The organism is Winogradskyella pacifica (genome assembly GCF_013403915.1).
Classification (GTDB): domain Bacteria; phylum Bacteroidota; class Bacteroidia; order Flavobacteriales; family Flavobacteriaceae; genus Winogradskyella; species Winogradskyella pacifica.
Genome location: NZ_JABFDI010000010.1, coordinates 115,308 through 137,607, shown reverse-complemented (window position 1 = coordinate 137,607; position 22,300 = coordinate 115,308). Strand labels below are relative to the sequence as shown.

General features: G+C 34.7%; 13 protein-coding genes and 1 pseudogene. All 14 read right to left on the bottom strand.

What is annotated here, in order from left to right:
* Positions 1 to 40: 40 nt before the first annotated feature.
* The 14 genes and pseudogenes from sov to HM984_RS10610 all read right to left on the bottom strand — a co-directional run bounded on the left by sov (position 41) and on the right by HM984_RS10610 (position 22,278).
* The gene (gene sov, locus HM984_RS10670; protein ID WP_179349150.1) at positions 41 to 7,366 is read right to left on the bottom strand and encodes a T9SS outer membrane translocon Sov/SprA; all 7,326 of its coding nucleotides are present in this window, start codon (positions 7,364 to 7,366) and stop codon (positions 41 to 43) included.
* A complete protein-coding gene (gene ruvA / locus HM984_RS10665) occupies positions 7,366 to 7,947 on the bottom strand; it encodes a Holliday junction branch migration protein RuvA (protein ID WP_115810415.1) in 582 nt (193 codons plus the stop codon). Before ruvA ends, sov begins: the two co-directional genes overlap by 1 nt.
* A gap of 141 nt (positions 7,948 to 8,088) precedes the next feature.
* A complete protein-coding gene (locus HM984_RS10660; protein WP_179349149.1) occupies positions 8,089 to 10,380 on the bottom strand; it encodes an NADP-dependent malic enzyme in 2,292 nt (763 codons plus the stop codon).
* Positions 10,381 to 10,810: 430 nt separating this feature from the next.
* Positions 10,811 to 10,909, bottom strand: a pseudogene (locus HM984_RS17655) (tRNA epoxyqueuosine(34) reductase QueG); the annotation flags it as partial.
* Positions 10,910 to 11,611, bottom strand: a complete 702-nt coding sequence (locus HM984_RS10655; RefSeq protein WP_179349148.1) for a hypothetical protein — start codon at positions 11,609 to 11,611, stop codon at positions 10,910 to 10,912.
* Between the two features lie 5 nt (positions 11,612 to 11,616).
* Entirely contained in the window at positions 11,617 to 12,540 is a 924-nt protein-coding gene (gene queG / locus HM984_RS10650) for a tRNA epoxyqueuosine(34) reductase QueG (RefSeq protein WP_179349147.1), read from the bottom strand.
* A 2-nt stretch (positions 12,541 to 12,542) separates the two neighbouring features.
* Positions 12,543 to 13,874, bottom strand: coding sequence for a cytochrome P450 (locus HM984_RS10645; protein ID WP_179349146.1), 1,332 nt, complete (start codon positions 13,872 to 13,874; stop codon positions 12,543 to 12,545).
* Between the two features lie 62 nt (positions 13,875 to 13,936).
* Positions 13,937 to 14,959: a Holliday junction branch migration DNA helicase RuvB gene (gene ruvB, locus HM984_RS10640; protein WP_179349145.1), complete on the bottom strand. Its 1,023-nt coding sequence runs from the start codon at positions 14,957 to 14,959 to the stop codon at positions 13,937 to 13,939.
* Positions 14,960 to 15,137: 178 nt separating this feature from the next.
* Positions 15,138 to 16,931: a cytochrome c oxidase subunit I gene (locus HM984_RS10635; RefSeq protein ID WP_115810425.1), complete on the bottom strand. Its 1,794-nt coding sequence runs from the start codon at positions 16,929 to 16,931 to the stop codon at positions 15,138 to 15,140.
* Positions 16,932 to 16,961: 30 nt separating this feature from the next.
* On the bottom strand, positions 16,962 to 18,020 hold the full coding sequence (locus tag HM984_RS10630) for a cytochrome c oxidase subunit II (RefSeq protein ID WP_115810427.1): 1,059 nt from the start codon (positions 18,018 to 18,020) through the stop codon (positions 16,962 to 16,964).
* A 24-nt stretch (positions 18,021 to 18,044) separates the two neighbouring features.
* On the bottom strand, positions 18,045 to 19,412 hold the full coding sequence (locus HM984_RS10625; RefSeq protein ID WP_179349144.1) for a quinol:cytochrome C oxidoreductase: 1,368 nt from the start codon (positions 19,410 to 19,412) through the stop codon (positions 18,045 to 18,047).
* Positions 19,413 to 19,434: 22 nt separating this feature from the next.
* Positions 19,435 to 19,995, bottom strand: a complete 561-nt coding sequence (locus HM984_RS10620; RefSeq protein ID WP_179349143.1) for a c-type cytochrome — start codon at positions 19,993 to 19,995, stop codon at positions 19,435 to 19,437.
* A 1-nt stretch (position 19,996) separates the two neighbouring features.
* Positions 19,997 to 20,536 carry a DUF3341 domain-containing protein gene (locus tag HM984_RS10615; RefSeq protein ID WP_115810433.1) on the bottom strand — a complete coding sequence of 180 codons (540 nt, stop codon included), beginning with the start codon at positions 20,534 to 20,536 and terminating at the stop codon, positions 19,997 to 19,999.
* 8 nt (positions 20,537 to 20,544) lie between these two features.
* Positions 20,545 to 22,278, bottom strand: coding sequence for a helix-hairpin-helix domain-containing protein (locus HM984_RS10610; protein ID WP_179349142.1), 1,734 nt, complete (start codon positions 22,276 to 22,278; stop codon positions 20,545 to 20,547).
* Positions 22,279 to 22,300: the final 22 nt, after the last annotated feature.

The following is a 22,300-nucleotide window of genomic DNA, read 5'->3' as shown; positions in this document are numbered from 1 at the left end:
TATAAAGCAAATGTAATTTTTTAATAGCTTCAATTCAAACTTAATTACCAAAATTATAACGTAACGTAATCCCTGATCTTATAGATGTTTGTGGGAATGATGTTGAAATGGCAAATTCTGAGAACGTATAATCAAAATAGAAAATAGCCGTTAAGTTTTTACTAAACGCATAATCAGCATTGTATTTAAGTCCCCAAATGGTTTGACCAGCCGTAATTTGATTATTTTCTAAATCTAGATATCTAATGATGGTTTTGTTATCTCTTACGGTAACATCTAAACTCATATTTAAATCTGCTACAATAATTTGCTTTGGTCCTGCTAACTGCGATCTTATTCTTAAATCTTTAAAACGGTACCCTAAACCAAGTGTATATTCTTTACCTTGAATTTCGGTCATTAAATTGTTATCAAAACTTAGAGATAATGTCCTATCAGTTTTAACCTCTGCTAAAACCTTAACTGAATTTTTCATTTCAAAATCTAAACGCACTAAAGGACTAAACTGTTCTTCTAAGTTAATGTTACTATATAATGTTTCATTTTTAAAATTCCCCGCTTGGTCTAATGCATCAGCATTTGCAGGTGCTATAAAGCCTAAATCTTTATCGTACTCCACATAATCTAAATTAGTCCTAAACTGATTTATAGTATAGCGTGATCTATAACCATGCTGAACTGAAAAACGCTTAAACGTTCTTTTAAACCAAGGCAATTTCATTAAACCAGTATATTTTAATGTCCAGTTTGGAATTGGAATATCTCTAAATGCACTGGTACTTACTTTATCTGGATCAGATCCTTGATAAGCGGATAAGAATGCTGGTAATAATACGCGCTGGCTATTTTTACCAAACCCTTCTGGATAACCTTCCGCGTCCGTTCCAAATGGTGTTGCACCATAAAAATCTCTAGCTAAACGGTTGGCAATAACTAAACGGTTCGCTCTAAAATCATTAAAAGCAGCCGATTCGTTTTCATCACTTTTACTAAACGCCGTTTTAATTAATGCGGTAGAAATCATAAAATTCCCAAAGGAGTTAGTGATTAAATCTTGGTAGGTATCACTAAAACCATCCAAATCATTATCTATTGTTATAAAGCTTTCTGAGATATTATTAGCATAGGTTCTGTTACCGGTTAAATCTATTTTTAAATCTCGCATTGGTTCTACATTAATAGAGTAATCGAGCGTCTTATTTTCTACCTCTGTATATTGTTCGTTAAAATCCCCAAAAGTAGTTAACCATCCATTTCTTGCTGACAACTCTCTAATGTCCCTCTGACTTCCAAAAGTGTAGCCTAGAGTCGGTTTTAAAGTTCCTATAAAACCTGGCGTTGGCAAATACCCTGGTAAATACGTACCATTGTTTTCAGAATAGTTAAACTGCACACGTTTAACCATAGTAACAACATCTACTAACGTATTGTACGCTTTTTTACCTGTACTTAATTTGTTAGGGTCATCAGCTTCCGTACCTTTCTTATCATCATCTGGTGTTGCAGAACGTCTCGTTGTTACAGAACTTCTGGTTCTTCCTCTACCTTTTTGATTTCCTGTTTTAACCAAGCCTAACGTCTTATACAAGGTTTCCATATTAAGGCTCGTATTAATATTATGCGTGTTTGAATTCTGAATTGAATTTCCTAAATTATAAGTCTCATAAAATCCAGGGTTATCAGGATCTTCAACTTCCAGTCCGCTATTTAAATCCGATCCTTTTTGCCATTGAAATGCACCATTATAAGCATAAGTCGTTCTTAAGAAACTTAAAACTGGTATTTTGTATAATGGTAATTCATAATTTACTTGAAGTTGTTGCGTCTGATAATTAGGATCTCCAAAATCAAAGAAACCATCCCAAACATCGAGCTCTGGATCTTGCAATCCGTTAATGCGATCATCAATAAAATAATTACGAACAATGTTAGTATTGGCTGCCGTAAAGTTTAAACTTAAAGCATCAGTAAGATTATAATTTATGGTGTATTGAAAATCGAATGTGTAATTTCTTCGATACAACTCTTCGATACCAATATTACTTCCACCCAAATCAATTTCTCTAAATTTCTGCCTATTAAACTGTCTGTTAACATCAGAAGCAACAGAGAAACTAGATGGTAATAAATTGACATTAAAATCCTTTAAGATTTTCCAATTCTTATTTGTGAATAGGGAATCGTTCTTTTTAAAAGGTTCGTATTTTATAGGCTCGAAAGCAAAGTTATAATTAGCACCTGCTCTTACGGTTTGGTCTAAGGCATTTTCGATTTCAAAATCACGATGCTCTACCTTATTATATGAGTAATTTAATGTTAGGTTTTCTACATCATAAAAACGATTTTTAGAATCACCCGTTTTTTGCTTTCTAACTCCAATAAAATTAATACTTTTTCGTTTGGTATAATCTTCAGATTGCGATCTAATTATATCTTCTTCTTCGCTAGAATTTGCCGCTTCTAATCTTGAATCTAAGGTAAGGTCATTATATAATTGATCGAATTTAGGCGTTATCATCTCCTCACTTTGAGCGTAATTAAATGGTACCTGAACTCCCCATTTCTTTGGTAATAATTGTCCTAACTGCACATTGGTAACAACATCGTATTGTGCAACATCTTCTAAACTTCGCTCGTTTGGACCTTGCTCAACTCCACCAAAACCAATAGTACTTCGTCTTCCTGTAGCACTGATACTCGCAAAATCTGCGATTTTTGTATCCATACTTAAAACGGCTGCCCAACCTCCTTCATTTTCCATATCGGACATACGTAATTCATTAAACCAAAATTCACCACATGAATTCATGCTTGTTGAACCCGAATTCTTTACACCAACCATTAACACTCTAATATCTCCAAAATTTGGATTTCCTTTAATAGCAATACGTTGCTGCTTTTGTGTGCCAACAATATCATTATATGGAGGGTTTAAAGTTGCCAAAGGGGTTTCATTAAGCACACCATCTACCACATTATAAAATGTAGGATCATCATTACTTAAAGTCCCAGCAGAAATTCCGAGTGCTTTAATTTTTTGTAAAAATTCTAAAGGAATATTTATTTCGTTTTGTTCTGGCCAAATACGTTCTCTAACACTTCCTTCCGCATCAGACGAAGGTAATAATGGCACTTCTATTTGATAATAATTCTGAGTAAAATCATTACCCATTCTTATAAACGCAATCATTTCGCCCGCCTCTAGCATAGACCCTTCTTGAGCTTCTGCATGTGTAAACATTCGTAGTTTCTTATACTGACGCATATCTACATTAATGTTTTTATACACCCCGCGAGAATCAGTAGGCCTTAAATCACAAGCCTGAAGTACTAACGATTGCTCATTCTGTCTTACAATTGTATTGTTATTATTCAGTTCTTCTTGCTCAACTCCTGGTGGTCTTTCATAGCCTGCATTATCTTGGACACCAACAACACCTACATTAAATTCTGCATTTGGACTATCGTTAGTATCATCGTTATCTAAATCTAATGTATAACGTCTCCAATCACTACGCACTAAATCTAAGGTTGCAAAACGCAAGACTGTATTTTGGGTAAAATCAGATACAAATAAACGTGCAAATCTTATAGAACGAATATCCGAAATTCCACCAACAGCTTCACGAATGTCACTTTCTGCAATAGGAATTCTAAATTGATACCATTTTACATCATTCCTAACGTCACCATTAGGTAAAGTGACCTGAACATTTTCCTTAACATCATTGATATAAGGATTATCCATATTTAAACTTGAAGGAGTAATATTTACCTCATACTGATAATAACTATCAATAGTATTCATGGTATTATCTCTATTGATATCCTCTACATCTGGTTGTGTTGTAGATCCTCTATTGGTATCCGTAAAGGTTTCTGGTGAGTTACCTTCTGTTCCATTATATTTTTTATAACGATTAAAAATATCGCCATCTCTATTTAAATAATACTGGTAATTATCATTTGATGGATCTTCTCCAAACTGTCCCCCAAATTCAGATAACTCTTCGGCATCACTAAAACCATCAAAACCTACATCTTGATTTGTACGTTCTGCACCTGTAGTCCCAAACGTATAAATAAGCGATTGGTTTTGTGGTACGACACTTCCAAAATCAGTTCGTGTTAAAGTTGATACATCACCATTTTCTGGTAAGCCGTTTTCAAATTGCTTTTTACCATCTTTTAAAATATCTTCTGAAATATTACCAAGATTTACAAATAGTTTACCACCTGTATTTGATGGATTATCTAAAAATGGATCTTGAACCCAAAACTCTATATATTCAACATTGGCTTGTTCAAAATCGGTAGAGGTAATTTGTCTTGTAATACCTGCCCAACTTCTTGAAGGGTCTAACGCATTATCGTTAGCAGCAGATGGATCAAAATTATATGGGCCACGCTCTGTAGGATAGTATGCTAAATCTAATGTGTTTATGACTGACGTTTGCCCTTGAACAATATCTTGATTAAAAATTTCTTCAATAAAAATACGACGTGTGTACAAATCTGAGACATCATTATCCGTGATGCCATCAGGACGTTGATTACTATAAAAAATAGGATCGATAGTGTACCAATTTAAAAGTGCTCTACCGTACCCATTTTCAATACCATTGGCATCACTACCAGGAATTGTATTTGGTAAATCTTTTGGTCTACTAGATAATGTCCAAGACAAAGGACTCAACAAATTAATAGAGCCTTGTGTGCCTTCAAAATCATCAATATAGGCTGTAGCTTCACCATTAAAATCGGCTCCACTTGATGCGCCTGGCAATAAGTAAGCAAACTCTCCTCTTACAGAAAGATTTGAAGGCACATCGGTATCAATGTTTGGTAATTTATTAACCAACCTTGTTAAAAATGGCACTTCAGTTGAATAATTCCCATTAAAACCAAAAATAGTATTATTAATAGGCTCAGAGTTATAGTTGGCTTTTTGCGTAATTGGGCGTTCATTAAGATTTAATAATGTAGTCCCTAAAACAAAATTATCATTGAATTGGTGTTCTACATTAATCCCTGTAAATCGTTTTGTTTGCTGACCGAAAACGGCGTTATTTTCTACAGAAACATTAATTGGGGTGTTAGACGCTTTTAAAGCTTCATCTAAAATTTCTACTCGTCCTAAGGCATAATTTACCGTATAATCTACTCCTTCTACAAGTGTACGCCCACCTGCTGTTACCGTTACAGAACCTCTAGGCACATTAAATGCATTTAACGGAATACCACTATCTCCACCACTACTTTTATAACGTCCTTTTATTTGGAATTTATTCTTCTCCGCCTCATCTAAAGCTGCTGTTTTAGTAGATTTATAAAGAATATCGTAAACGTATTTCTTTTGATTTTCATTATAACCACTTTGAGTATCTGCAATATCTTCATAATCCAAATCGTTATTATTTGGATTACCATCATCATCTAAAACATCAAATAAATAACGACCAAAAGGCTGTGCTTTGGTAAAGATAATTTTACCATTTTGCGACAATACCGTAACTCCTTCTACATAATCAAAGAAACCATCCCCTCGTTCTTGCGGATCACCATTGTAATTCAATTTATCTAAATGGAAAAGTCGGATTAATGGTGTTTCACTTATTTCAGTATCATCACTGGTGTTCACAGTATTATTATCAAAAGTTGGAAAAGGAACCTCCACCCCACCAACAACAACTGGTGATATATAGTTTAATGCCGAAGATTCTGTATAAAAGATATTTAATGTAAAATCTTCTCTATCTAATTGATAAGCACCCGTATCATAAATATTCTTCATCATTAAATCCCAAATCGGTTGGTCTACTGAAGTGACCGCACTTTTTAGCATTTTTAGAACTAAACTTTGATTATTTACAACCTGCGTACCAGAGGTATCATCTACTGTAGTTGCATCGACACCATCATTAGCAAATTCACCTACTTGAAATACTTCACCTCCAATAGTATATTGAAATGCTACGGCTAAAACTTCATCATTAAGCAGACGTTGATTTAAAGAAATATATCCTAATTTTTCATTTAAAACATATTCTTGTCCTTGTGTTAATTTTCTTGCCGATTCTAATTTACCATAATCAAAACCTTCATTAATACTTACATTAACTCCACCTTGTATGTTGGTTATATTTCTAACTGCCTCAGTTAATAATGATCCTGCTCCACCTATATTCGTTGGATCAAAATCATTGTTTTTGTTATTAGGTTTTGCTCCGGGATTATTAACAAAACCGGGAGGCAATGGGTTAAGTCCAATATTATCTATCGTTGATTCTCCTAAATCCTGAAATGCTACAATATTTCTTACATTCTCAGTTTGGTTATTTCTATTTGTTACCCAAACTTCAACTCTTGTAATTTGAAGTCCTTGGTTATCTATAAAAGGATAGTTTAATAACGCTTTATCATATGTTTCACTAAAGTGTTGCGCTAAAAAGAAGTGTCTATTTTCATCATAATCTTGTGCAAAAAATTCGAATTCTTCAACCGTTCCACCACCTTCTGCTATAACTGATGTGGATTGCGACTGTTGCTCAGAAAATACCGCTGTAACTCTAGTTTTACCAAATTGTAATTCTGTTTTAACACCAAAAAGACTCTGAGCACCTGTAATTAAAGAGCTATTAAGAGGCATACTGACGTTACCAACTTCAATTTTACGAATAATATCATCTTCGGTTGGTGTATATTCTAATTTAACAACTTGTTGAAAATCGAAAGTTGCTTCGGTATCATAATTTGCTGTAACCTGAAGTCGTGTTCCCACTTTACCCAATAAACTTAGACTGATTCTCTGATCAAAATCGAAGGTAAAATTGGTTCTGTTTCTTGGAGAAAAGGAAGGGTTATCTTGTTTTGAGAATAATATTCCCAAATCAACCTCCACCGAACCTTGTGGAATTACATTTATAGTATTACCGCCAAAAATGGTTTCAAACAAACCGGAATTGACATAAAACTCGGGTAATAAGTTTTTCTGATCTTCTTCTGAACCCTCTTTTTGTCCAGCTTTAGCATCAGCCATTTTCTTATAATATGCTTTTAATTTTTCTTCTAATACTAGTTTTTGGAATTCGTCTGGTGTAAGTATTAAGGGATAATTAATATTGAAATTTCCAATTTTTTCAGAATAAACATAACGATCTAAAATAGGATCATAGGTATACTTTGAAACAATACTATTTGGATTTGGCATGTTTAATTTTCCAAACGCAAATGTCGTCTTTGTAGAGTCTTGTTCTGTTTCAGTTTCTTGAGCAACAACGGAATTACCAATTAGCATTGTAAAAGCTAATATGCATAAATATCTATAGGAGAAGCGCTGCTTATGTAGAGTTCTATTCAATTGCATTATAAGTTTTTTAGAGCTTCTTTTATAATTTGCTCCACTTGGGCATCTGGTTGGGCTTGTAAAATTTTATCGACAACTTTTTCGGATTGTTTTTTATTAAATCCTAAAACATCTAATGCTGATAACGCTTCATCTTTGTGTGTATTGTTTGGCATAGCAGAAAGTTCGTCTATACCATAGACTTTTAACACTTTATCCTTTAAATCAAGAATAACACGTTGTGCTGTTTTTACCCCAATGCCTTTTACGCTCTGAATTAAAGCGACATCTCCACCTGCAATACCTTCTTTTACTTGATCTGGTGATAACGACGACAGCATAGTGCGCGCTGTATTGGTACCAATACCACTAACAGAAATCAATAATTTAAAAATTTCGCGTTCAACATTAGACGAAAACCCATATAAGCTATGAGAATCCTCACGAACTTGAAGATACGTGTAAAGTCTTATGTGTTCTTTGTCTGGAATTTGAGAATACGTATGCAATGATATGTTAATAAAATAGCCGACACCATTGCAATCTATAACAATGTCTGTCGGATTTTTCTCTACAAGTTTACCCTCTATGTGTGTAATCATTTATAACGAAATGTTGAAAAACCAAATGTAATAAAATTATTTTCATTAGAACGCTTAGATTCCTAGTATGAAAGATAGATGCAATTACATCTTGTTTTCAAGAGTTTAGTCACATTTGAATAAATTTTTAAAAAACAAAGCTTATGCTAATTTAGACGCTCTCTTTTCTCGTTCTTGTACATCAATAACCGCAATTGCCGTCATGTTTACAATTTCATCTACACTGGCTCCTAATTGCAAAATATGAACAGGTTTACGCATTCCCATCATTATTGGCCCAATAGATTCTGCGTTATTAAGTTCCTTTAATAATTTATAAGTAATATTTGCCGAGTCTAAATTTGGAAAAATTAGGGTATTTACTTTTCGACCTGCTAATTTTGAAAACGGGAAAATATCTTGAAGCATTTTCTGATTAAGTGCAAAATCGGTTTGCAATTCACCATCAACCACCATTTCTGGATGCGCTTTGTGTAGATAAGATACAGCTTCTCTTACTTTTTCTGCTCTTGGATTGTCTGAAGATCCAAAGTTAGAATACGAAATCATAGCGGTTACAGATTCTATTCCAAACATTTTTGAAACTCGCGATGTCATACGCGCAATTTTAGCTAAATCTTTAGCTGAAGGATCAATATTTATAGATGTATCGCTTAAAAACATTGGACCGCGTTGCGTCATCATTACGTTAGTGGTTGCGACTCTTGTTACACCGTCTGCCATACCAATTAACTCTAACATTGGTCTCACAACTGATGGATAATTACGAGAATACCCAGTAATTAATGCATCGGCATCACCAACATTAACCATCATCGCAGCAAAATAATTACGCTCTCGCATCACTTTTTCCGCAGAATAAATGGTAACACCTTGACGTTTTCGCTTTTCCCAATAAGCTTTTGCATATCGATTTTTACGGGCAGTCTCTTTATCTGATTTTGGATCTATAATTGCAACATCATCGGCAATAAATTCAATCTCCGCCATCAATTCTAAAATGACTTTCTTTCTACCTAAAAGGATTGGATGTGCAATACCTTCTTCGTAAGCAATTTGAGCTGCTTTTAAAACATCTAACTGATCTGCTTCTGCGAAAACCACGCGTTTTGGGTTTGTTTTTGCTCTACCCATTAACATACGAACTAACTTATTATCAGAACCTAAACGCTCTAATAATGAGTTTTTATAACGATCCCAATCTTCAATAGGCTCTTTAGCAACACCACTTTCCATTGCAGCTTTTGCTACCGCCGGTGGCACTACTGCGATTAATCTTGGGTCAAATGGTTTTGGAATGATATAATCTTTACCAAATGTTAGTTTTGTTTCCGCATAAGCGATATTTACTTGTTCAGGAACAGATTCTTTTGCCAAATCTGACAACGCTTTAACGGCTGCCATTTTCATAGCTTCATTAATCTTGGTTGCTCTAACATCTAAAGCACCTCTAAAAATAAAAGGAAATCCTAGAACATTATTTACTTGGTTAGGATGATCACTACGACCAGTTGCCATAATAATATCGTCTCTAGTATCTATTGCTAATTGGTACTGTATTTCTGGATTTGGATTTGCCATGGCAAACACAATCGGATTTGCAGCCATTGATAACAGCATATTTGGTGTTACAATATCTGGTTGAGATAATCCAACAAATACATCGGCATTTAGCATCGCCTCATCTAAAGTATCTATTTTACGATGGGTTGCAAATTCCGCTTTTTCAGAAGTTAAACTCGTTCTATCATCTCTGATAACGCCTTTACTATCTAACATCACTATGTTTTCGCGCTTTGCACCAAAGGCTTGGTATAAACGTGTACATGAAATTGCAGCTGCTCCTGCTCCACTCACTACTATTTTGACTTCGTCAATTTTCTTTTCTGCAATTTCTAAGGCATTTAATAACGCTGCAGCCGAAATGATTGCTGTTCCATGCTGATCATCGTGCATGACAGGTATATCTAATTCTTCCTTTAAACGACGTTCAATTTCAAAGGCTTCAGGCGCTTTGATGTCTTCTAAGTTAATACCTCCAAATGTCGGTGCAATATTTTTTACCGTTGCAATAAAAGCTTCTACATCTTCCGTATCAACTTCGATATCAAATACATCGATATCTGCAAATATCTTAAAAAGCAAGCCTTTACCTTCCATCACTGGTTTAGAGGCTTCTGGACCAATATTTCCTAAACCTAAAACCGCAGTTCCGTTAGAGATTACGGCAACGAGGTTTCCTTTAGCCGTGTATTTATAGACATTTTCTACATCTTTCGCTATTTCTAAACATGGCTCAGCCACACCTGGAGAATATGCTAAAGACAAATCGCGTTGTGACGCATATTTTTTAGTAGGTACAACTTTAATTTTACCAGGAGTCGGTTTGGCGTGATATACTAAGGCTTCTAAACGTTTGCTTTGTTTGCTCATAATTTGAATCGATTGCTATTAAAAAAATAACCTATTTCATATAGGCTACAAATATAACAAATGAATGCTAGTCTTAGATTTCTATATTTTAAAAACACGGGCTACAGCATAATAATTTAATGGATATTTTACTACATTGTTGAACCTAACAGTTGTAAAAAGAAAAAAGCATTTGTATTTATATTCGTTTTTATTCCCTTTTAATATCTATAGATGAATCTTGATGGATTCGATTCCTGAGGTTAATTAGTTTTTTTTAAAAGACTTCTAATTAATACGGAAACCAATGCTCAACATAAACATCTATAACCAAGATTTACTGACGTTAGGGCGAGGTATTTTTTATCATTATGGCTATCATAATCTCAAAATCTCTAATGATAATTTTACTTTTAAATACGCTTTGGGCTTTACGTTTAAGTAATACTATTTAATCCTTCAAAAACTTAATATTCCGTTCTAAACTAGAAAATTTAGTCCGCTTTACAGCCGATTTCTGAAACACTTTTTTAAAGGCGTCTCCAGTTATTTATTCTTTTATCATTTCTAATGTTATCGTAGTATCTTCAATTGTAGAAAACTTCATCTTTACAAAACCCAATTCGTCATTATATAAGAATTCTGCTGTAGTTGTACCAATACGACTCTTAGTTATAGCTTCAACCAAAACACATTTAAGTTGACCTAAATCTGAAGTGTAAATACGCTCTTCATTTTTCTTGTAATGATGCGTTAACTGTACACTCTCATATCTACCATAAGTACCTACGAGTTTCCATTTCCAATTTTTAATAGCATTCAATTTTATATATGGAAAAGCAGAAAGCTGTAATACATGCAAGTCTGTTTGACGTGGTGGATGTAACCATATATTGATTTTATTTTCAACTAAACCGGTTCTTTCCCTAGTAATCTGTTTTTTGTTGTGATCTAAATATTCAAACTTAACAACTGTTTGACTATAAGTCGGATCAAAACTAGAGAAAGGCTTTGTTGTTCCTTGAATTATCATCCTTACATATCGCAAATTAGTATCTAAAACACTATTACTATGCTCAATAGTGCATTGATATAAGACTTCTCTATTTATTGGATAAACTACATTATCCAAATCAAATTTATATTCATTATCAACATATTGACTTGGAATACTCTCAAAATAAACAGAATTCTTTTTAGAAGAGCAACTAAAACTTAAAATTAGAAAAACTAGAATATAATATAGCTTCATATTGATTATTTTAAGAACTTGATATTCCGCTCTAAACCAGAAAACTTAGTCCGTTTTACAGCCGATTTCTGAAACACTTTTTTAAAGGTATCTTCTGTAATTTCTTCCCAATCCTTTTTAGTCATATCCAATAATTCTGGGTGTGGATTAAATAAAGGTTCATTATGTGGTTTTGAAAACTTATTCCATGGACAAACATCTTGGCAAACATCACAACCAAACATCCAATCGTCAAATTTGCCTTTAAATTCTGTGGGTAAATTTTCTTTAAGTTCTATAGTGAAGTAAGAAATACACTTACTACCATCAACGACATAAGGCTCTGTAATGGCTTCGGTTGGACAAGCATCTATACAGGCCGTACACGTACCACAATGATCGGTTGTGGCGTGGTCGTATTCTAACTCTAAATCAATAATTAAATCAGCAATAAAATAAAACGAACCTACTTGCTGCGTTAATAAGTTTGAATGTTTCCCAATCCAACCTAATCCTGATTTTGCAGCCCATGCTTTATCTAAAACGGGCGCCGAATCTACAAAGGCACGTCCACCCACTTCTCCTATTTCATCTTGAATAAAATACAACAATGATTTAAGCTTGTGTTTTATGACATGATGATAGTCGTTACCATAGGCATATTTCGATAGCTTATAAGAATCATCCTTTTGAATTTCTGAAGGATAATAATTCAATAATAATGAAATCACACTTTTTGAACCTTCAACAAGCAATGTTGGATCTAAACGCTTATCAAAATGGTTTTCCATGTACTGCATTTCGCCATTCATGTTCTTATTAAGCCAAGCTTCCAATCTCGGAGCTTCGGTTTCTAAGAATTCTGCTTTACTGATACCGCATGACAAAAATCCGAGGCGTTTGGCCTCTGCTTTAATAATCTCACTGTATTTCGCTTTATGGTTTAACACGACTATCGTATTTCAAACGTTAAAAAAGCATTTTTAGGCTTTAGCGTAATTAATGGTGTGATATCAATGGCGTCAAAATCTGGAGTTATTTTAAAACTAGAAACCAATTCTGAAACGGCAATAATCATTTCGAACATGGCGAAGTTATTTCCTATACATTTTCTCGGACCTGCTCCAAAAGGAAAATAGTGTGATGAAAATTTACGCCCACCTTCATTAAAGCGTTCGGGTAAAAACGCATCTGGTTGTTCCCATAATTTAGGATGACGATGCATTTCATAAACGGAAAATAGAAGATTACATCCCGCTTCAAAATCCATGTCATTAAAAGTATCTGCGTCTTTGTTTACACGGTCTATAAAATATACAGGAGGATACAATCGCATGCCTTCCTCTATCACTTGCTGACAAATTTTAGATTGGGTTACCAAGTCCATTAAATCATCACTATCTGCTAGAATTGCAATGCGCTCGTTTAAGATTTTTTGTTGCCATTCAGGATGTAACGCTAAAAGTTGTGTTATAAAAGTGAGTGCATTAGACGTGGTTTCATGACCTGCAGTAAATAAAATTAAGATCTCATCAATCAGTTGTTCTTCTTCCATTGGGTTGCCATCCTCATATCTGGCATCTAACAACATATCTAACAAATCATTCTCCGTTACTCCTGATGTTCGTCGTTCGTTGACAATACGCTTTAATATTTGTCTAGCTTCACCTGTTAAATCAACATGCTTTTTAATTTCGCCACTAACGTTGAACCACCAGCCCAAATACGGTTGGCGCAACTCTTTTACCAACATTTTTTGTGCTGCTTCTGTAATATATTGTAGCCTATTAATGTCTTCTTGATTGGCTGCACTACTAAACAAAGATTTTACTACGGCTTGAAATGCCAAATCATTTAAAATGGGAAATATATCAATCACCTCATTCGGTGTAATCTTGCCATACTCCAAAAGAATAGCGTTTTTGATACTGCCTAAAAGGTTTGCTAATTGCTTTTTATGAAAAGCGGGCTGAATAAGTTTACGCTGTTTTTTCCAATGCTCTCCTTCTGCTGTTAATAATCCGGTACCTACATATTTTACTAAATCTTCGGTCTGGATTTTAGATTTGGTGTAGTTTTTCTGATTCTTTTGAAGCACATATTCTGCAAATGCAGCATCGCGAACAAAAACAACACTATTTTTAAATCCGATCTTTAATCTGAAAACATCGCCTTGCTCTTCAAAATTTTGATGATGAAATGGTAGCGGGTTTTTTAAAATCTCTAAAGAATGTTTAAAGAATCGACTTAAAGGAACTGTTGGTATGTTGCGCTCTGATTTCAATATATAACTAATGGTATTTAAATTAAGTTTAAAACAAGTAGCTTATAAAAATCTATCCGTTTTTAAAATAAACCTCCTTGTGTTGGTCCTTTTACCTTGCCCAAATGTTTATAAGCTTGTTCTGTAACTTCACGTCCACGAGGCGTTCGCATTATAAAACCTTGTTGAATTAAAAAAGGTTCATAGACTTCTTCTATCGTTTCGGTACTTTCACTCACCGCGGTTGCAATGGTACTAATACCAACTGGTCCACCTTTAAATTTTTCGATGATAGTGGTTAATATCTTGTTATCCATTTCATCCAATCCATAGGCATCTACATTTAATGCTTTTAAAGCGAATTTGGCAATTGAAATATCAATTTTACCATTCCCTTTTATTTGCGCGAAATCTCTAACACGTCGTAACAACGCATTGGCAATACGAGGTGTTCCTCTACTTCTACCAGCGATTTCTATCGCGGCTTCCATAGAGATTGGCATGTTTAATATTGAAGCGCTACGCTGAACAATTGTGGTTAGTAATTCTGTATTATAATATTGTAAACGACTTTGAATTCCGAATCTCGCGCGCATTGGAGCTGTCAATAATCCTGAACGCGTTGTTGCACCAATTAAAGTAAATGGGTTTAAACTTAATTGAACCGTTCTGGCATTTGGGCCAGATTCAATCATGATATCAATTTTATAATCTTCCATTGCAGAATATAAATACTCTTCTACAATTGGACTTAATCGATGGATTTCATCAATAAAAAGCACATCGCGTTCATCGAGGTTCGTTAACAACCCTGCTAAGTCGCCTGGCTTGTCTAAAACAGGTCCAGAAGTGACTTTAATCCCCACATCTAACTCATTGGCCAAAATGTGTGCTAAGGTTGTTTTTCCAAGACCTGGAGGTCCATGAAACAAGGTGTGATCTAAAGCTTCTTCCCTAAGGTTTGCTGCTTGAACAAAAACTAGCAAATTTTCGAGCACCTGATCCTGACCTGTAAAGTCTTCGAACGTTAAGGGTCTTAATTTCTTTTCGACATCTAGTTCTTCTGGACTGAAATTATCGCTGTTTGGATTTAGGTTTTCGTTCATAGTACTTCCCGAGAAAACGGGAATCTTATTAAGTTACACTGAGCTTAGAAATATAGGTTCTTCGCTTCACTCTGAATGACAACAAAGTCAAAACAAATATAAAGAAAAAGACCTTTGGATAGCTATCCAGAGGTCTTTTCTAATCTATTATAAGTTTCCTGCCTTCGCAGAAATTTGTTTAGTGTTGTAATTCTTCTTCACCTTCCATTAAAGGAACATTCTGAGGTACAAAATCTACATCATGTCCTGGCTTACTATAATCATAAGACCAACGGTATACGTGAGGAATAGCACCTGGCCAGTTACCATGTATGTGTTCAACTGGTGTTGTCCACTCTAAAGTTGTAGATCTCCATGGGTTCTGAACCGCTTTCTTACCATAGAACATACTCACAAAGAAGTTATATAAATAAATAATTTGTGCTAAACCACCGATGATAGCAAATATCGTAATGATAACATTAGTGTTTGCTAAATCATCAAATAATGGGAAGTTTGAATTGGTATAATAACGTCTTGGTAAACCAGCCATTCCAATAAAGTGCATTGGGAAGAATACTCCGTAAGCACAAACTGCCGTGATCCAGAAATGTAAATATCCTAAGTTCTTGTTTAGCATACGACCAAACATTTTTGGGTACCAATGGTAAATACCTGCAAACATTCCATAAAGAGCAGAAATACCCATTACTAAGTGGAAGTGAGCAATTACAAAATATGTATCGTGAACGTTAATATCTAAAGCACTATCACCTAAAATAATTCCTGTTAAACCACCTGTAATAAATGTAGAAACGAAACCAATAGAAAACAGCATGGCCGGATTCATTTGTAGATTTCCTTTCCAGAGTGTTGTTATCCAGTTAAACGCTTTTACAGCTGAAGGAATCGCAATTAATAATGTTGTAAATGTAAATACAGATCCTAAGAAAGGATTCATACCAGAAATAAACATATGGTGACCCCAAACAATTGTTGATAAGAATGCAATTGCTAATATCGAAGCAATCATCGCACGGTAACCAAAAATTGGCTTACGCGAACTTGATGCCATAATCTCTGATACTAATCCCATTGCTGGTAAAATAACAATATAAACCTCTGGGTGACCTAAGAACCAAAATAAGTGTTCGAATAATACCGGAGATCCACCTTGGTAATGTAATACTTCACCTTGAATAAATATATCTGATAAGAAGAATGATGTTCCAAAACTTCTATCCATTATTAATAATAATGCAGCAGATAATAATACTGGGAATGATACAACACCAATTACAGCTGTTACAAAGAATGCCCAAATTGTAAGTGGTAGTCTTGTCATAGACATCCCCTTAGTTCTTAAGTTGATTACGGTAACAATATAGTTTAATGAACCTAATAACGATGATGCAATGAAAATAGCCATTGATACTAACCATAAGGTCATCCCCATACCAGAACCACCTGAAGCCATTGGCAATGCAGATAGTGGAGGATAGATTGTCCAACCTGCAGCAGCAGGACCAGCTTCAACAAATAGTGAGCATATCATTATAACACATGATATGAAGAATAACCAATACGATACCATATTAAGAAATCCTGAGGCCATATCTCGTGCACCAATTTGCAATGGAATTAAGAGGTTACTAAACGTACCACTCAATCCTGCAGTAAGAACGAAGAATACCATGATAGTACCATGGATAGTTACCAATGCTAAGTAAACATCAGCATCCATAACCCCATCAGGAGCCCATTTACCTAATAACGCTTCAAACAATACATTTGGCTCTTCTGGCCATGCAATTTGCATACGAAACATTATAGACATTAAAACACCAATAACACCCATAAGCGTACCAGTAACTAGGTACTGCTTAGCAATCATTTTATGATCTTGACTAAAGATGTACTTGGTTACAAACGTTTCTTTGTGGTGATGTACGTCGTGATCGTCGTGACCGTGTGTATCTAATATTGCTGACATAATCTGTTTATCTTTTTCTTAAAACCTTAGTTAATTTAACGAATTTGGGAATGTAGTTTGTTCTTTCATCCATGCATCAAATTCTTCTTGAGTTTCTACAATAATCTTCATTTGCATATTGTAGTGCGACTTTCCACAAATTTTATTACATAATAAAAGGTAATCAAATTCGTATAATAATTCTTGACCCGATTCTTCAATCTCAGCTTTTCTCTCTTTCCTAAGGTCATTAATGTTTTTAACTTTCTCTACAATGTCTGGATTTTGGCGCATATCAGCGGTAGTCACTGTTGGAGTAAAAGCAAATTGCGTTACCATACCAGGAACACAGTTCATTTGCGCTCTAAAATGAGGCATATAAGCTGAGTGTAATACATCTTGAGAACGCATTTTAAATACCACCTGTTGTCCAACTGGTAAATGAAGTTCTGAGACAATAACATCATCCTGAGCATTAGGATCCTCTTCATCTACACCTAAGACATTAGCACGATCTATATCGATTAATCTTACGTTAGCTTTACCTAAAACATTATCACCTCCACTATATCTAGCTTTCCAGCTAAACTGTTGTGCATATAATTCAATAACCATTGGATCTTCATCTTCATCGATATTCATAATATCGTTCCAAGTGAATAAACCGTAGATGATTAATCCGGCCAATACAATAACAGGAATAATTGTCCATATAAATTCTAAGGTATTGTTATCAGCGTAGAAAAATGCTTTCTTACCTTTTTCACCTTTATATTTAAAAGCAAAATAGTGTAATAAAAACTGTGTAATGGTTTGTACTACAAAAATAACAACCATAGAGATAATCATAAGATTATCTACTTCAGAACCATGTTCTGATGCTGCATTAGACATTAAAGGTAAATCACCAATGTACCAAAAACAAAGTATAGTAATCACATAGATGAATACTAAAAACCCCATCATTAGGTAACCGTTGATCTTGTTATCTTGATCGTCTGCAACTTGTGTATTTGTTGTACCTACTTGAGCTAGATCAAAAATCTTTACCATTTGCCAAATGGCAACCGCTACAAAAATTACAATTATTATCGTTAATAAAGCCGTCATTATCGTTTCTTTTCTTATTTAATATTAATAATGGAAATGTTCACTTTCCTTCATAAAAGGATTCCCTTTTGCTAATAATGGATATTTACCAAGTGATGTAAATACGATAAGCATAAATAACCCACCGAAAAACAATATTGATCCTATCTCAGGAATACCAATAAACCATCTATCTCCAACAGTCGCAGGCATAATCATATTGAAAATATCTAGATAATGTCCAAATAGTATAACAACACCTGTCATCACTACAAACCAAGGAATACGTTTGTAATCGCTATTCATTAACAGTAATAATGGGAATAAAAAGTTTAATGCTACCATACCAAAGAACGGTAAATTATAACCCTCAATACGTGTTACAAAATAAGTAACTTCTTCTGGGATATTAGCATACCAGATAAGCATAAATTGAGAGAACCATAAGTACGTCCAGAAAATACTGATCCCAAACATAAATTTAGCTAAATCATGAATATGACTATCATTCACAAATGGTAATAATCCTTTAGATTTTAAGAAAATAGTAATCAAGGCAATAACTGTAATACCACTTACAAACATACTTGCGAATACATACCATCCAAACAAGGTACTAAACCAGTGTGGATCTACACTCATAATCCAATCCCAAGACATAATTGATTCTGTATAGATGTAGAATACTAAGAATGCTGCAGATATTCTGAAATTCTTTTTAAAGTTACTATTATCGTTAACATCAGCAAGGTCTTGTGCTACAGAAAACTTTCTTGAGAAATGACGGTACGCTGACCAACCACCTAAGAAGATTAATCCTCTAATCATAAACCAAGTTTTATCTAACCAACCTGATTTGTTTTGGATTATGGCATCATGTGCTACCACATTCTCATCCATCCAAATAAATATATGACTATCTGCAAAAAATGCAATTAGTAATACAAGTGCACCCCCAGGTAAAACGTAAGATGTAATACCTTCCATCACTCTAAATAGTACTGGTGACCATCCTGCTTGCGCAGCATATTGAATTGCATAGAATGCTAAAACACCCAATGAGATCATAAAGAAAAAGAATGCCGCAACATATAGTGCTGCATAAGGTCTGTTATGTAATTGGTGTAAAACATGTTCTTCATGAGTCATTTTATGACCTTCAGCTTCTGCTTCTGCCCCATGTGCTTCGTCAGCATGACCTTCTTCAGAATGTGCCGCTGACACATTGTGCTCTTCACCATGTGATTCGGTAGCATGTTCATCACCGTGATGATCCTCTTTTGCTAGATACTCTGTTATATTGTCTTCATTAACACTGTACGCATCCATAAAGCCATAACCAACACCTAATACTCCTAAGACCATTAAAATGATAGCTCCTGTTCTTAATCGATTTGAAATTTTATATTCCATTTATATAATCTTTATCTAAATCTTACTTTTCTAAATCTGCCTTAAGCTTCTGAACATAAGCAACAACTTGCCAACGCTCTTCTTCGTTCAATTGGTTAGCATAAGAACCCATTGTATTTTTACCATAATAAAGCGTATGATAAATACTACCCTCAGTAATTGCTCTTCCTATATCTGCATAACTAGGTACACCTAAGATCTTTTCACGCTGTACCAATTTACCTTTTCCATCACCTTTATTACCGTGGCAAATTCCACAGTAAATACCATATAATGGACCTGCTCTATCATAATCAATTTGAGTAGAATCTAATGGACTAGTTAAGTTTGCTTTTGCAAAAGCATATCCTTCATTTGTGTTTTCAATCTCAAAAGGCATAAAATCTCCTCTTGGTATAGAACCTTCAGCCGGTAATTGTGCTTCAACACCGTTTGCGAATGCATCAGATTCTTGATAGGTTTCATAACCAATTGACTCGTACATGTTAGGCATATACTGGTAGTTTGGTCTTGAGTTCTCTTGGCAAGACATAAAGCTAACCAACACTGCTAATACAACGCTATATTTTGTGGCTTTCTTCATATTAATGTGCATCTTCATCTTTATTAACAATGTTTATCTCAACTGCACCTGTATCTTTCAACAGATTAGTTAATGATTCTTCGTTATTATGAACTGCAATTTCCATTAAGAAATGGTCATCTGTAGTTCTTGGATCTGGATTTTCAGCTTTCTTAAATGGCCATATTTTACTTCTCATATAAAAAGTAATCACCATTAAATGCGCTGAAAAGAACACCGTAAGTTCAAACATAATAGGTACAAAGGCTGGCATGTTTTCTAAAAAACTAAAACTTGGTTTACCACCAATATCTTGCGGCCAATCTTGAATCATTATATAGTTCATCATTACAGTGGCAACTGCTAAACCAACAGCACCATATAAAAATGCTGTAATAGCTAAACGCGTTGGTGCTAATCCCATTGCCTTATCTAGTCCATGAACTGGAAAAGGTGTGAATACATCTTCAATGTGATATTTTTCTGCCTTCACCGTTTTAACGGCTGACATTAAAACATCATCATCGGTATAAATAGCATGAATTACTTTCGAAGCTTCCATAGACTATATTAGTTGTTTATTAAGTTTTTTGCTTGTCCTGACCAATCATCACGTTCAGCTCTTCCTGGGAAAGAACCTGTAATTTCGTCTAACAAGTCATATTCTCTTTTTGTCATTTTACTTACTTGCGCATAAGTAAAGATACCAATGTTATTAAGTACATCTTCCATTTTTGGACCAATTCCATTAATAACTTTTAAATCATCAGCCTTTTGAATTGAAGCATCGAATCTACCAACACCTTCCAACAAATTACCTAGTTTCTCAGTAGTATCTTGAAGTGGTTTTGAAGCCGTCGTTTCTTCTGGAATCTTAAAGTTAGACGTTCTAGAATCAGCACCAGTACCCGCAAGTGTTTCTCCATTCTCTCTTATACGTTTATAACGCTCACCTGAAGACTTTAATATGGTTTTAATCTCAGCCTGTGCAATTACAGGGAATGTACGTGCATATAATAAAAACAGTACAAAGAAGAAACCAATAGTTCCGATGAAAATTCCTATATCAACAAACGTCGGTGAAAACATTGTCCAAGATGATGGTAAGTAATCTCTATGTAATGATGTTACTATAATTACAAAACGTTCAAACCACATACCTATGTTTACTACAATAGAGATAAAGAATGAGAACATAATACTTGTTCTAAGTTTCTTGAACCACATAAATTGTGGTGAGAAAACGTTAAAACTCATCATACACCAGTATGCCCACCAGTAAGGACCAGTTGCTCTGTTTAAGAATGCAAACTGTTCATACTCTACACCAGAGTACCAAGCAATAAATAATTCTGTAATATATGCCACACCAACGATAGAACCTGTAAGCATAATTACAATGTTCATTAACTCGATGTGTTGTACTGTAATATAATCTTCAAGGTTACACACTTTTCTCATAATAATAAGAAGCGTGTTTACCATTGCAAATCCTGAGAAAATTGCACCTGCTACGAAATACGGAGGGAAAATGGTAGTATGCCATCCTGGAACAATCGATGTAGCGAAATCAAAAGATACAATAGTGTGTACAGAAAGTACTAAAGGTGTAGCTAAACCAGCAAGTACTAAAGATACTTCTTCAAAACGTTGCCAATCTTTTGCGCGACCCGACCAACCAAAACTTACTAAAGCGTAGATTTTCTTTTGGAAAGGACGAACAGCTCTATCTCTTAACATTGCGAAATCTGGTAATAAACCTGTCCACCAGAATACTAATGATACCGATAAATACGTAGAGATTGCAAATACATCCCAAAGTAAAGGTGAGTTAAAATTTACCCATAGCGATCCGAATTGGTTTGGAATTGGTAATACCCAATACGCTAACCATGGACGACCCATGTGAATAATTGGAAACAAACCTGCTTGAAAAACCGCGAAGATTGTCATAGCTTCCGCAGAACGGTTAATTGCCATTCTCCATTTTTGACGGAATAATAATAGTACCGCAGAAATCAATGTTCCTGCGTGACCAATACCAACCCACCAAACGAAGTTAGTAATATCCCAAGCCCAGTTTACAGTCTTGTTAAGACCCCAAACTCCAATACCCGTAGATACTGTATAAATAATACAACCTATTCCCCAAAGGAATGCGACCAAAGCTATACTGAAAACAATCCACCATGCACGGTTGGCTTTGCCTTCAACAGGTCTTGCGACATCAACTGTAACATCGTGATACGATTTTTCTCCAGTTACTAAAGGTCTTCTAATAGGTGCTTCGTAATGAGACGCCATAATTATATACTTGTTTCTTAAT